This is a genomic window from Burkholderia cepacia ATCC 25416 (assembly GCF_001411495.1).
In the GTDB taxonomy this organism is placed as follows: domain Bacteria; phylum Pseudomonadota; class Gammaproteobacteria; order Burkholderiales; family Burkholderiaceae; genus Burkholderia; species Burkholderia cepacia.
The window spans coordinates 2,705,138-2,717,162 of record NZ_CP012982.1 but is presented as its reverse complement, the minus strand read 5'-3'; the positions used below and the strand labels follow the sequence as shown (position 1 = coordinate 2,717,162).

Here is a 12,025-nt window from a genome sequence, read left to right as displayed (position 1 = left end):
CTCGCGTTCCGCGAGCCGCACGCCCACCGTTTCACACTGAATGACGCATTCGCGCGGTACAGTACCGCGCGATGACGGCTATCGTCGTGTCGCCTTCGGCCGTGCGCCGCAGCGACGCGGGACGGCACGCGCTCCTTGCACGGCAGGACAACCATGACTTTCGATTTCGCACTCCGCCTTTTCACCGCGTTCGCCTGCGGCGTCGCCATCGGCCTCGAGCGCCAGATGCGCCAGCGCACGGCCGGCCTGCGCACGATCACGCTCGTCGCGAGCGGCGCGTGCCTGTTCGTCACGCTCGGCGTGCTGACCGGCAACGGCGTCGCGGGCGTCACGCAGATCGCCGCATACGTCGTGTCGGGCGTCGGCTTTCTCGGCGGCGGCGTGATCATGCGCGACAAGGGCTCGATCCAGGGCATCAACACGGCCGCGACACTGTGGTGCTCGGCCGCCGTCGGCGTACTGGCCGGCTCCGGTCATTACGTGCCCGCGCTTGCTGGCACGGGCGTCGTACTCCTCACCAATACGGTGCTGCGCGGCGTCAGCCAGGCGATCAACGCAACCCCGGTGTCGAACGCCGATCTCGTGCGCGAATACCAGATCACCGTGATCTGCCTGACCGCCGACGAAGTGCACATCCGCACGCTGCTGTCGAACTCGATGTATGCGAAGCCGCTGTCGTTCCAGAGCCTCACGAGCGAGGACGTGCCCGACCAGCCGGACCGGCTGAAGGTGACCGCGACACTGAAGCTGCATCCGAAGGATCAGCAGAAGCTCGAGCAGATCGCGAGCCGGATGAGCATGGAGAAGAGCATTTCCAGCGTGAGCTGGACCGCGAAGGAAGCGGAGCCGATGATGGAGTGAGCGACGCTGGCGGCAGCGGCATGTCGCGCTGCCGCCCGCCCTCGTTCGAGGTCAGGGCGCCTCGATCAGTCCGGCCGAGATTGCCTTGACGACCGCCTGGACCTTGTTCGTCGCACCCAGCTTCTCGAGGATGTTGTTGACGTGGAAGTTGACCGTTCGCTCCGAGATGCTGAGGATCTGGCCGATTTCGCACGCGGTCTTGCCCTCGGCCGTCCAGCACAGCACCTCGCGCTCGCGCGCGGTCAGCGTGACGCCCGCCGCCGGCGACAGCTTCGGCACCATGAAGCGGCTCATCAGCGAATGCGACAGGTTCGCGAGCCAGTTCGTCTGCAGCGTCAGCATGTTGATTTCGGCCGGCGTCAGGCGGTCCGCATGGCGTGCGATGCTCAGCAGGCCGAACGCGCCGCGGGCCGCCCAGCTCGATTGCGCGACGCCCACCGACAGCCCGAAATCCCGCGCGTCCTGCCACAGCGGGCACGGTTCGATCTGGTCGACGTCCGGCCAGACGATCATGTTGGTGCTGAGCGCGCCGTCGCGAACCGTCGAATCGATCTCGATGTAGTTGTGCGCCTGATAGTGCGCCATCCAGCCGTCGGGATAGGTATCGAAGATGGCTACCGACGGCTTCGATACCGGCAGCGGCACGCGAATGCCATAACAGCAGTATTCGAATCCCAGCCGTTTGGAATAGGCGGCAATCCGCTGGAAGAGCTGCTGCTCGTCTTCCGCGGCACTGAATTGTTGATAGGCATCCTGCCAGCGCAGTTCCATTCATTCTCCGACAACGTCACGCTGTCATACTTGTCAGGTTCCAGCACCCGTTCGACGCTGATACATTCCGCGCATGACTTCACCTTTGCTGCACCCGGTCCCCGGCCCGTCCCCGGACGGCTACGTACGCCTGTCAGAAAGCGCACTGGCCGTGCTCGCGCTCGACCATGTCGCAAGCGGCCTCGACGCATCGCTGCGTGCGGAACTGCGCGACAGCGCAATCGACGCACGCCTCGCCGGTTATACCGAATGGCATCGCCCGGCCAGTGCCGGCGTCGCTTACGTGACGGTCGGCTGGGACTGGTACCTCGAACGCGCGACGGGCACGTTCGTGATCGCGGGCGGCGACGTCCACAGCAACGTGATGGCCGTCGACGCCACGGGTGCCGACATCGGCATGTTCCGCACGGCCGCCGCGCTTGCCGCGCGGCTCGCGTGCATCGACTGGCCCGCAGCGGTCGCGTCGGCCCTGCTCGGGCACAACGACGCCTATCATGCCGGTCCGACGCTCCAGTGACAACTGGCCCCGCATTCCTCTGACAATTTCCGCAGTGCTGGCGCTCTTTATAAGCAAAAGCGGCCCGGTTTTCAATCCCGTTGATCAAGAAACCGTTACCACGTCCTGATCGGCGTCATTCCACCGTCACCCTGTAAGAGTTACCAGTTACAGCCCCCTCGTGCGGCGCGATGTAATGCGCACATACAAAAGCACAAATCCGAGGACACCATGCGGACCTTCGTTCACGAGGAAGGGCGGTTGCCACACGAACTTGCAGCGGATCTCGGGCGCTATCGGCGCCGTGTGTTCGTCGAACAGCTCGGTTGGGCGCTCCCGTCGGCGAACGAAAGCTTCGAGCGCGACCAGTTCGATCGCGACGATACCGTCTACGTGTTCGCGCGAAACGCCGGCGGCGACATGTGCGGATGTGCGCGCCTGCTGCCGACGACGCGCCCGTATCTGCTGAAGTCGCTGTTCGCCGACCTGATCGCCGAAGACATGCCGCTGCCGCAATCGGCCGCAGTCTGGGAGCTGTCCCGGTTCGCGGCGACCGACGACGAAGGCGGGCCGGGCAACGCCGAATGGGCCGTGCGCCCGATGCTCGCGGCCGTCGTCGAGTGCGCGGCGCAGCTCGGCGCGCGGCAGTTGATCGGCGTGACGTTCGCGAGCATGGAGCGGTTGTTCCGCCGGATCGGCATACACGCGCACCGCGCAGGCCCGCCGAAGCAGGTAGATGGGCGTCTGGTGGTCGCGTGCTGGATCGACATCGATCCGCAAACGTTTGCCGCGCTAGGAATCGAGCCGGGGCAGGCCGCCCGGCAAGCCATCGCCGCCTGACCCGGAACGCGCGTTCCTGTCCGGGCGGCATCGTAACGAAGGAGAATCAACGTGGACCAGTCTCAGGTCTTTCGCGCGATGATGCCCGGGTTGACGAGCGCCGGCGGCGCCCGCATCGCGGTCGCCTACCCGTCGTTTCCACGGCCGCTGCCGCTCGTGCGGCTCGACCGGCGCGGCCTCGTGTTCCGTGCCGCCGGCACGGCGCCGCTGGTCTGCGGGCTGCCACGTGCGGCGACGTTGCTGGTCGCGGACGAACCGCTCTGCTCGCTGCGCCTCGTGATCCGCGACATCGCCCCGGCCGGCGAAGGCCGGCTTGACCTGACAATGCAGCCGTCCGGCGCCGCCGGTGACGAATTGCTGTGGCATGCGCTGCGCGATCGCGAGCCCTACCGCCGGCTTCAGCATCCGCTCGCCCCTGTCGACACGTCCATCGCCACCGACGGCGAATCGCACGCACCGGCCGGTGAAGCCGGGCCGCGTCCGTCGCGCAGCGCGGCCTTCCGGCTGCCGTGCCACAGCGACGCGCTGTTCTTTGCCGACTGGCTCGAATATCACTTCGACGAATTGCGCGCGCTGTCGCAACAGCACGGGCCACAACTGCAGCTCAACCAGCTCGAGCGACAGGTCGCCGACGACGAGGTCGGCGTGCGCTTCGTCTACGACATCGACGGGCATGCGACACGCCACGCGCTGACCGACTGCGCACGCGAGGCCTGTGCATGGATCGAGACGGAGATGCGGGACAAGTTCGCGTTGCCGGTCGCGCAGGAACGATTCAGCGCGTTTGCGGCGCACGCGCGGGCCGGCGGCATGTGAACGCGGCGCAACAGGAAGTTGTATCGATACAACTAGGGCTTGCCACGCCTCGGGTTTTCCCTTAAATTCACGTCTGTCTCCTCCATGTCTCCAAACATGGATTCAGCCCGCTCAATGTAGCGGGCTTTTTCTTGCCTGCTCGAATTGCGGGGCCATACCACCGCCCTCCTTCATCGATTGCCTGCCCGGGCATTCCGACGCGCCACAATCCGGATCGATTATCATCGGCGGGTCTGCCACGTTCCCCCGAGGCCATCTTGCACGCCCATCTGCGCATTGCCCGCCCGGTCAGCAACCTCGCCCGAACCGAGCGCATGTATCGCGACGCTCTCGACCTGTCCGTTCTCGCACGCTTTGAGGATCACGACGGCTTTTCCGGCGTGATGCTCGGACGCGACGGCCTCGACTATCACTTCGAATTCACGCACTGCCCCGACCATCCGATCGCGCCGTCGCCGACGCCGGAAGACCTGATCGTGTTCTACCTGCCCGATCGGCCGGAATGGGAAGCCGCCTGCGCGCGTGCCACGGCGCACGGCTTCATGCCCGTGACGTCGTTCAATCCGTACTGGGAAATATCCGGCCAGACCTTCGAGGATGCCGACGGCTACCGGATCGTGCTGCAGAACGGTACGTGGCGCTGACGAGCGAATCCGCGTGAGTCGTTACGCGCCGGCCAGGCCGGCCGCGCGCGGCATACACGACGTGCCGACGCAGCGCGTGCCCTTCCGGCAACGCAGGATGGTCGAAATCGCGCGCGGGCTGACGCTGCATGCCAAGCCGCTGCATCACGTGCTGCGATCGCAGGTTGGTGTCGGCGGTCCACGCGAGAATCTCGCCGAGCCCGATCCGCTCGAACCCGTCGGCCAACGCGGCGGCGGCCGCTTCGGCGACGTAGCCATGTCCCCATGCGTGGCGAGCCTGCCGCCACATGATCTCGACGCACGGCGCCATCGGGTGCGTTGCGCGCACCTCGTGCGACAAGCCGCACACCCCGATCAACATCCCGTCGGCGCGGCGCTCGACCGCCCACGGGCCGAAGCCGTACGCATCGAAATGCGCGTCGAAGCGCGCGATGACGTCGCTCGCCTCGTCAACGGACATCGGGCCGCGCGCGAGCCACGCGGTCACGTCCGGATCCGCATGCAGCGCCGACAGCGCGCCCGCATCCACCGGCTGCCAGCGACGCAGCGTCAGACGCGCGGTTTCGATTTTCGACGGCGTGGACATGGGGAACAGGATCGTTCAGGCGGCGTGACGCGAGTGTCGTCACCAACCCGAAGGCAGAGAGGACTAGGGGGAAATCGTGATCGTCGCGTCCGCCGGCGACGATCGCGGGAACTGATGACGAGAAACGGGCGCCGGCAGCGCCCGCGGCGATTACTCGTTCTCTTCGAAGTAATGCCCGAACTTCGTCTGCTTCGTGCGGATATAACGCTCGTTTTCCTCGCGCACGGGCACCGCAAGCGCCACGCGTTCGCAGACGGGAATGCCGTGCTTCGCGAGCGTGTCGAACTTCGCCGGGTTGTTGCTCATCAGCCGCACCGACGTCACGCCGAGGATCCGGAGGATCGCGGCGGCCGAGTCGTATTCGCGGGCGTCGTCGGGCAGGCCGAGGTCGAGGTTTGCCTCGACGGTGTCGCGCCCCTGCTCCTGCAGCGCGTACGCGCGAATCTTGTTGCTCAGGCCGATCCCGCGCCCTTCATGCCCGCGCAGATACAGCAGCACGCCGCGGTCTTCGGCCGCGATGTAGCGCAACGCGAGATCGAGTTGCTCGCCGCAGTCGCAGCGGTACGAGCCGAACACGTCGCCGGTCAGGCATTCGGAATGCAGCCGCGTCAGCACGGACTGCTCGCCGGCGACGTCACCCATCACGAGCGCGAGATGTTCGGCATCGCTGCCCGATACGCGGAAAGCGTACGACTTGAACGTACCGTAGCGTGTGGGCAGCGACGCTGTGGCGACGAGCGTCACGCACTCGTCGGCCTGGCCATTGCCCGGCGTGGGCAAACCTGAATCTGTCATAAGTAGTTGATTTCGTGGAGTTTATTCGGCCTATCGCGTAAGTTGTCGCGTAAGTACAACAAAGCAGACCTCTACCGCGAGAGTTTACCGCACTGGACCTTGGTGGGTACTTTGCCGAAGGAGGCCGCGCGCCACTTGCCTAACCTCGGACTCCACCGCGTGCGCGCTGCCTGCTTCACGACGGCGGCTGAGAGTTTGGATTTGCCCCTGTATCTCCGGACACGCGCCAGAACGAACTCATCAATGTTGCGAATCAGGTGTTCGACAGATGTCCGTAATGACGCCATCTGCGAAGACCCCGCCCTCCCACATCTGGATTTCTTTCCCGACTGCCAGAAGTGGGGCAACCAGGGCGAAGGACAGAAACTTTACCGGTACATCGTGTTCGTGACCAAGTTCGAGAGCTCGACCGTCCACCAACCAGCGGCAATCGAAGTATTGGCCGTCGATAACCAGCGGGCAACCGAAGTGCATGCCCGGATTTATGAACACCGGCCCATTTCGTCCCCCTTCGGCCGTGGTTCTGAGGCGGAGACGTAGTACCACATCAGGTTGCATCAGATTCCCTCCCGGGCCAAGGTTCGCCTGAACTCACGTGGAGAGCGATACCTCAACGCGCTATGCGGATGCTTCTCGTTGTAATGCTCGAACGCGATAGCGAGATTGCGCGCTGCGCTCGCGGGCTGGAACTCATTTCTTCCGCTTGTTCTTTGCTGCTCCCCATAGCATCAAGAAAATGACCAAGATGATCCACGCCCAAACAGGCAGGCTGTCCCACAGGTCAATGAGCGAATCCAACGGCCCACTATGTTCTCTCGGGACAAATGCCAATCGCTGGTCAGCCGCCAACGGCGAAACGGCGAAAGATAGTCCAGGTACAGCGCCCAGCAGCCCCGCAAGTAGTTTTCTCATCTTCGTAAGGTTTAGTAGTTGTCCCGTTATCTTACTTTCGTGCCGCCGGACTACGCCCCCGGCAACCTCTCGAACATCTTCCAACATCGCGTGTTCGATAGTCAGCATTCTCAGGCCCGTCAGCTTACCGTGGTGAAGTTACCAGGGTTGCATTCCACCGAGCACGCGCACGCCCACCAACTTCCAAGCCACCTCAGACGGTCCGGCACTATAATCGACAAACAACAACTTCCGGGGAGTCGTGATGGTTATTTTTCTGCTTTGGCTTGTATTTTCGGTTGCAGTCGGCATGCTTGCGGTCAAGCGAGGCCGATCCGGGTTGGGGTGGGGATTCGTTGCGTTAGTGTTTAGCCCGCTCATTGCCGTTATTTTTCTGTTGATCGCACGTGATCTATCACCACAAAACGGCATGCCCACGCCAGAAACACATGTCAAATGCCCTGACTGTCGTGAATTCGTTTTGCGTGATGCCCGTAAGTGCAAGCATTGCGGTTGCGCTCTAATTCCTCAACCGCTCGAAGACGCAGGCAACTAAATAAATCTTCGCGACTTGCAACCCTACTCAGAACTAGTACAAACCACGTTTAAATTCGTCACCACACATATACGGGGATTAAAATGAAAGGATTTTTGCTGTCAGTATTACGGATCGTTCTCGCTGTACTCGTGCTTGGCATTATCGGACTTGCAGCCATCAAATATTACTCGGACAGGAGTTCAGGAGTCACTCAACCCGAAATTGATGCAGCGCGCGGCCATGATCCTGTCGCAACTACACCAAATGCAAATCCCACTCCCGAGGACACCAAGCGCGCCGAAGAGGAATATTTGCAGCGAGCTGCGCAACAACCAGTCGTCCAAGTTAAACAAGTCGTAGCCGACTATGACGAAAATAAGCTCAACGCTGATGCAAAATACAAGGGAAAATCGATCCGTCTACAAGGTTTGATGGAAAGTGTTGATGGCTCAAACAGCATGATCCTGAAAACTTTCCCGACAAACTCGAAAAATGAAGATATCGATCCTGTAGGTGCGTTCAAAGAAGGAATGGACAATGAGTCGGCTCGCGTCAGCCTTTCGTTTCATGAAAGCGCAAGAGCAGCGCTCCCTACCCTGCGGCGCGGTCAGCGTCTCGATTTGCTGTGCACGGGCGACGGACAGGGAATTGGTTACCCTGATTTCAAGAACTGCATCTTTATCAGTATCGATAAAATTCTGACACCACAAGAGACTCAAGCAAAGAAATTCGCCGAGGATATGCGAGCAAGACAACTCGACGCAGAGGCCGCAGAGAAGGCACAGAAACAAGCTTATGCGGACAAGGTTGCAAAAGGCTTGATTGAGTGCACCGGAGAAGGTGACAGCCGAGTCTGCTACGACAAAACGGCCGCAAACTGATTCGAAGGCCGTCCCATCAGTCCTTCCGTTGTGAAAATAATCAGGCCCCGCCAGAGCAATCTGAGCGGGGTCTTTTATTTGTATGAAAAAAGCCCGCGCGAGCAGTGACGAACGCACGGGTCAACAAACCGCACAACCGAGGCTGGTATACGGGGACTACGGGGGTCCATTCTATATCACGATTCCTTTATCTCCGTCTTGACGCTCATTGCGATAAGACCAAGGAATTTGCTGTAGATCGCGGCGGACTCAGGCTTACGGGATTCCTGATTTGCGATATCGACAAGAAGCTGGCGCAGGGTAACCCGCATGTGCGCTTGTGCGTCGTAGTCGTGTTCGGCCGTCTTGAAGGGCGTAGCCAAATTGACTTGCAAGAGTGGACCCTTCTTATCGTGGAAGATTACATACGTTCCCACTTCGTCAGAATCGTTGAGGGTCACGGAATCTTGCTCAAGATTGGCGGGGTGCTCTCCATAAGGATTGATACCCCAAAACATCGGCTTAAGATGCTCGGCTTCGATTCCGACGATAGAATAAAAATCATAAATCACGGATACGCGCTCCATATAGGAAAAAGCCCGTCAAGCGTTGAGGCAGGACGGGCGAAAAGCCTATCTGATGATAAGGCAGGGAAATCGAGGCAAGAGGTACAGCGCTCTTAGTCTACAGTCGCGCCCTAATTTTCAATCGAACAAACAGGGATCGTTTTTCAGCCCTATTCGGCTTTTCACCTCTTATTCCAAAATCCGCAATAGCACTCGCCACTTATGACATTAAATTATATAAAGTCAGTGGGGTTTCCGTTCGCGATCCGCTCAATTTGATTTTGAGCCAGTAAATAGCTGGCAAGAGGAAATCTCACGATTCCTTCAATTTGATTATGCGAGCGCAAGCTCGAAGCCTGCATATGGAAATCCTCTGCGGGGCGTACTGTCCGCGTAGTAAAGCAATGGGCCGCACTTGGGGCCGCTGACAAGAAAACCGAGTAGATAAAGTGACCGTAGGCAGTAGGGCTGTAAGTATCCACGGTGGTGCAACTCCAATGGGGTGAGATTATTTCAACTCCCGTACATGCTTTATTGAGGCCGCGCGTAATGGATGGCCTATAGGGACACAGGAAGTAGTGCAACATAGCTGACAGTAAGTCGGTATCGCCTCACCGGCCTGTGTAAGAATCCATTGTCGAAAGACGGGTGAAGTCACATTCAGACAACTGTATGTGTAAAAGACAATCACCAAAGCTACTCTTATTCCAAGTCTACTCATAGAACCCGTATAGGGTCTTTGTTTTAGGATGAGGAAGGGAGTCGCTTTGGGGTGAAGTACCACACACACGACCACAGCGAGTGCAGACGCCTTTACAAGATAAGGAATACATACCCTATTACAAGACTGCCTTCTCACTTGTTCTCTATATCCTTTGGGTTTTGTTTTAACAATTGGTGTCGCGTAGCGAGCTACGGGCAAGCGTAGCGCAGGCTGTTTGCCTACATGCTCACCACGTTCAAGATTGCTTAACCCCATTGAATAACGACTTAATGCATTCCCCTCATTAACCATCCAGCCTATAGACTCCAAAATGAACAACGACCTAATCATATCCTTCGCAACCGCAGCGCGTGCAGCTTCGAAGGCGCAAACATCGGCCGAAGTCTTGAAGCATGTAGACGAATGCTATCGACTCCGTGACCATAGCCCCCTGGATGAATTCGAATATTTGTGCGATCACGTCATCGATAGTTTGATGGAACGTGCGCGAGACTTGGCAAAGAACGAAATACCTACCAACTAACCCCGCTTGGATTGATCCAGCGGGGTTTTTTGTTTTCTGAAGCACGTGATCCTTTCTAACAGGCCCAAGTAATGATCTGTAACAATAATCTTTGCCCCTCCCCCTCCTTTTCCGCTCCGAAAACGTCAATTTTAGGAGTGAGGCAGTAAATAACATACGTATGAAATTAATGTGCTGAAGCACGAAGGAAATTCCCATGACAGAAAAGAAGCCGCGTGGCCGACAAATTCACGTCGAAATGCCCGCAGATGAATATGACGCATTCAAGGCGCTCGCAAAGGAACAGGATTTGTCGCTACAGCAACTTGCCCGTCGATGCATTCGGGCATATATGGACGGTATGACCGCAGCCGCTGGAAACGTCAAGTTCGTGACGATTGACGGCGAATTGACCGCGCTCCGGTCGGAATTCAAAGCCACGGCAGACAAGGAACCGCAATGATTAAACGCCTCCACTCACACCCGGTAGGGAATTTTGTGCTGTCCGCGGCAATCGCCGCCGCCCTGTTCGCCTCGATCATTGCTTGCCTGCCGCGCTTCTAATGCAGGCTTAGATTCACAGAATCCCCAGATACTCTAGCGAGAAAATATTATGAACAACGGCCTAATGAATTTCGATCCGGCACAACCCGTCACCATGTCTAGCCGTGACATTGCGGACTTGGTTGGATCACGACACGACAACGTACGCGTAACCATCGAACGCCTAACCGAACGCGGCGTAATTGCTTTACCTGCAATGCAGGAAAAGGCTACCGGTGGCCGCCCCACTTTTGAATATATGTTTTCGGGCGAGCAAGGCAAGCGCGATAGTATCGTAGTGGTGGCACAACTATCGCCAGAATTTACCGCGCGCCTAGTGGATCGCTGGCAAGAACTGGAAACACAGGTAGCCACGCATGCTGTAAAACCTGCTTTCCTGATTCCGAAGACTTTAGGCGAAGCGCTCCGATTGGCCGCAGACCTTGAGGAACAGCGCGCGGCACTGGCGTTTGATAACGAGGCCAAAGCCAAGCTTATCGAACAGCAACAACCGCACGTCGAGCATTCACAAGCATTGCTGGCAACGGATGAGGTTTTGGACATGGCGACGATGGCCCAAAAGCTAACGCAGGCCGGTTACAACATCGGCCGGAATCGCTTGTTTGTTCTGCTGCGCGAAGACAAGATTTTGAAGGCGGACGGAACACCGTACCGCGACTATGCGCCGTGGTTCTATCTCGCTACGCGCGTGTACACGGACGAGAATGGCACAGAGCACGCCAGCCACACAGTGCGCGTAACGGCTCAGGGTGAGGCAGCACTGTTGCGCAAGTATGTGCCCAAGCGTACCGCATTCGTTGCCAAGGCGAATCCGCCAAAGCGTGGACTGTTCAAGCCGCGCGTCTCGACCGACGAGAGCCGCACCATTGCACATTGACGGCGCGCTCTATCGCTGAGCCACGCGCGGACTTACGCTTCAGCCCGCGCAAATTCAAGCGAAAAATATCCTGCACGCAACGACGCCTGCCAGAATTCGACAGGCGACGTTGAAGACGCTAATTTGGTAATGATATTTCTTGCCGCTTCGCTAGTGTGAAGTCCGAAATAGATAGCTGACAGATTCCCCGGAATCTCATGCTTCTCGCCTTTTTCTTCCGATCTCTCGGTTATACGGAGCATCCTCCATTCTTCTTCATACTTCCAATCCTCACTTTTGGTCAAGAAAACAGCATCCTTCATATCCATTAAAAGACTACCGGAATTTACATCTCCGACAGGATAACGGTTTACTCGATCAATCACCGGCTGTGATGCACTATAATTAATGGGGAAAAATCGCGTCTTGAAGGTTTCATCCGGAATATCATACTCAAGACAAACTCCCCTATGATTTTCGGCGTAATGAGCCCAAAGGAGCAGATTATCGTTACGCTTACTGAAGCAACAAACACGAAACGTCTGGATTAGTACATCCAGACTGCTATCGCTGGATTTATTGATGTACCTCCCCTCGAAAGGGTCATTCAGCTCAGAATACTTCGAGAACCACGCCCTCCTCTCCGCGATCTCGCCAAAAGTGTTCGTGTTAATTTGACGATATCTATAAAGCTTCATCACATGTCCTCGTCAGC

The 12,025-nt window shown here is 58.4% G+C and carries 14 protein-coding genes and 1 pseudogene; 8 read left to right on the top strand and 7 right to left on the bottom strand.

What is annotated here, in order from left to right:
* The first annotated feature begins 153 nt into the window (after positions 1-153).
* Positions 154-861 (top strand): MgtC/SapB family protein, encoded by a 708-nt coding sequence (locus APZ15_RS29395; protein WP_021162348.1) that lies wholly within the window; start codon positions 154-156, stop codon positions 859-861.
* Positions 862-912: 51 nt separating this feature from the next.
* Here APZ15_RS29395 and APZ15_RS29390 read toward each other — a convergent pair whose 3' ends face one another.
* Positions 913-1,632: an autoinducer binding domain-containing protein gene (locus tag APZ15_RS29390; protein WP_027789395.1), complete on the bottom strand. Its 720-nt coding sequence runs from the start codon at positions 1,630-1,632 to the stop codon at positions 913-915.
* 73 nt (positions 1,633-1,705) lie between these two features.
* Here APZ15_RS29390 and APZ15_RS29385 point away from each other — a divergent pair, with 73 nt between their 5' ends.
* The 4 genes from APZ15_RS29385 (at position 1,706) to APZ15_RS29370 (ending at position 4,428) form a co-directional block, all read left to right on the top strand.
* On the top strand, positions 1,706-2,149 hold the full coding sequence (locus APZ15_RS29385) for a DUF4902 domain-containing protein (protein ID WP_027789396.1): 444 nt from the start codon (positions 1,706-1,708) through the stop codon (positions 2,147-2,149).
* A gap of 210 nt (positions 2,150-2,359) precedes the next feature.
* Positions 2,360-2,968: an acyl-homoserine-lactone synthase gene (locus tag APZ15_RS29380; RefSeq protein WP_027789397.1), complete on the top strand. Its 609-nt coding sequence runs from the start codon at positions 2,360-2,362 to the stop codon at positions 2,966-2,968.
* Positions 2,969-3,019: 51 nt separating this feature from the next.
* On the top strand, positions 3,020-3,784 hold the full coding sequence (locus APZ15_RS29375; protein ID WP_027789398.1) for a hypothetical protein: 765 nt from the start codon (positions 3,020-3,022) through the stop codon (positions 3,782-3,784).
* A 257-nt stretch (positions 3,785-4,041) separates the two neighbouring features.
* The gene (locus APZ15_RS29370) at positions 4,042-4,428 is read left to right on the top strand and encodes a VOC family protein (protein ID WP_021162343.1); all 387 of its coding nucleotides are present in this window, start codon (positions 4,042-4,044) and stop codon (positions 4,426-4,428) included.
* Here APZ15_RS29370 and APZ15_RS29365 read toward each other — a convergent pair.
* The 4 genes and pseudogenes from APZ15_RS29365 to APZ15_RS41320 all read right to left on the bottom strand — a co-directional run bounded on the left by APZ15_RS29365 (position 4,343) and on the right by APZ15_RS41320 (position 6,829).
* On the bottom strand, positions 4,343-5,014 hold the full coding sequence (locus tag APZ15_RS29365) for a GNAT family N-acetyltransferase (RefSeq protein WP_049116784.1): 672 nt from the start codon (positions 5,012-5,014) through the stop codon (positions 4,343-4,345). The genes APZ15_RS29370 and APZ15_RS29365 overlap by 86 nt on opposite strands.
* Positions 5,015-5,164: 150 nt before the next feature.
* Positions 5,165-5,809 (bottom strand): GTP cyclohydrolase II, encoded by a 645-nt coding sequence (ribA, locus tag APZ15_RS29360; RefSeq protein WP_027789400.1) that lies wholly within the window; start codon positions 5,807-5,809, stop codon positions 5,165-5,167.
* Positions 5,810-6,366: 557 nt separating this feature from the next.
* Positions 6,367-6,489 (bottom strand): annotated as a pseudogene (locus APZ15_RS41325) (integrase core domain-containing protein); the annotation flags it as partial.
* Between the two features lie 10 nt (positions 6,490-6,499).
* On the bottom strand, positions 6,500-6,829 hold the full coding sequence (locus APZ15_RS41320) for a hypothetical protein (protein ID WP_138143367.1): 330 nt from the start codon (positions 6,827-6,829) through the stop codon (positions 6,500-6,502).
* Between the two features lie 510 nt (positions 6,830-7,339).
* On the opposite strand from APZ15_RS41320, the gene APZ15_RS40035 reads away from it, so the two are divergent.
* Complete coding sequence (locus tag APZ15_RS40035; protein ID WP_080982054.1) at positions 7,340-8,119, top strand: OB-fold protein; 780 nt, start codon at positions 7,340-7,342, stop codon at positions 8,117-8,119.
* Between the two features lie 176 nt (positions 8,120-8,295).
* Here APZ15_RS40035 and APZ15_RS29350 read toward each other — a convergent pair whose 3' ends face one another.
* Positions 8,296-8,670 carry a hypothetical protein gene (locus tag APZ15_RS29350; protein WP_138143366.1) on the bottom strand — a complete coding sequence of 125 codons (375 nt, stop codon included), beginning with the start codon at positions 8,668-8,670 and terminating at the stop codon, positions 8,296-8,298.
* A 1,437-nt stretch (positions 8,671-10,107) separates the two neighbouring features.
* On the opposite strand from APZ15_RS29350, the gene APZ15_RS42335 reads away from it, so the two are divergent.
* Entirely contained in the window at positions 10,108-10,353 is a 246-nt protein-coding gene (locus APZ15_RS42335; RefSeq protein ID WP_226153251.1) for a hypothetical protein, read from the top strand.
* A gap of 150 nt (positions 10,354-10,503) precedes the next feature.
* Entirely contained in the window at positions 10,504-11,331 is an 828-nt protein-coding gene (locus APZ15_RS40025) for a phage antirepressor KilAC domain-containing protein (protein ID WP_201800290.1), read from the top strand.
* Positions 11,332-11,363: 32 nt separating this feature from the next.
* On the opposite strand, the gene APZ15_RS40020 is transcribed toward APZ15_RS40025, so the two are convergent.
* Positions 11,364-12,008 carry a DUF2971 domain-containing protein gene (locus APZ15_RS40020; protein WP_080982055.1) on the bottom strand — a complete coding sequence of 215 codons (645 nt, stop codon included), beginning with the start codon at positions 12,006-12,008 and terminating at the stop codon, positions 11,364-11,366.
* Positions 12,009-12,025: the final 17 nt, after the last annotated feature.

Excerpts from the sequence above, each read along its gene's own strand:
- APZ15_RS29395 (WP_021162348.1), top strand. The coding sequence starts at position 154 with ATGACTTTCGATTTCGCACTCCGCCTTTTCACCGCGTTCGCCTGCGGC.
- APZ15_RS29390 (WP_027789395.1), bottom strand. The coding sequence starts at position 1,632 with ATGGAACTGCGCTGGCAGGATGCCTATCAACAATTCAGTGCCGCGGAA.
- APZ15_RS29385 (WP_027789396.1), top strand. The coding sequence starts at position 1,706 with ATGACTTCACCTTTGCTGCACCCGGTCCCCGGCCCGTCCCCGGACGGC.
- APZ15_RS29380 (WP_027789397.1), top strand. The coding sequence starts at position 2,360 with ATGCGGACCTTCGTTCACGAGGAAGGGCGGTTGCCACACGAACTTGCA.
- APZ15_RS29365 (WP_049116784.1), bottom strand. The coding sequence starts at position 5,014 with ATGTCCACGCCGTCGAAAATCGAAACCGCGCGTCTGACGCTGCGTCGC.
- ribA (WP_027789400.1), bottom strand. The coding sequence starts at position 5,809 with ATGACAGATTCAGGTTTGCCCACGCCGGGCAATGGCCAGGCCGACGAG.
- APZ15_RS41320 (WP_138143367.1), bottom strand. The coding sequence starts at position 6,829 with ATGCTGACTATCGAACACGCGATGTTGGAAGATGTTCGAGAGGTTGCC.
- APZ15_RS40035 (WP_080982054.1), top strand. The coding sequence starts at position 7,340 with ATGAAAGGATTTTTGCTGTCAGTATTACGGATCGTTCTCGCTGTACTC.
- APZ15_RS42335 (WP_226153251.1), top strand. The coding sequence starts at position 10,108 with ATGACAGAAAAGAAGCCGCGTGGCCGACAAATTCACGTCGAAATGCCC.
- APZ15_RS40025 (WP_201800290.1), top strand. The coding sequence starts at position 10,504 with ATGAACAACGGCCTAATGAATTTCGATCCGGCACAACCCGTCACCATG.
- APZ15_RS40020 (WP_080982055.1), bottom strand. The coding sequence starts at position 12,008 with ATGAAGCTTTATAGATATCGTCAAATTAACACGAACACTTTTGGCGAG.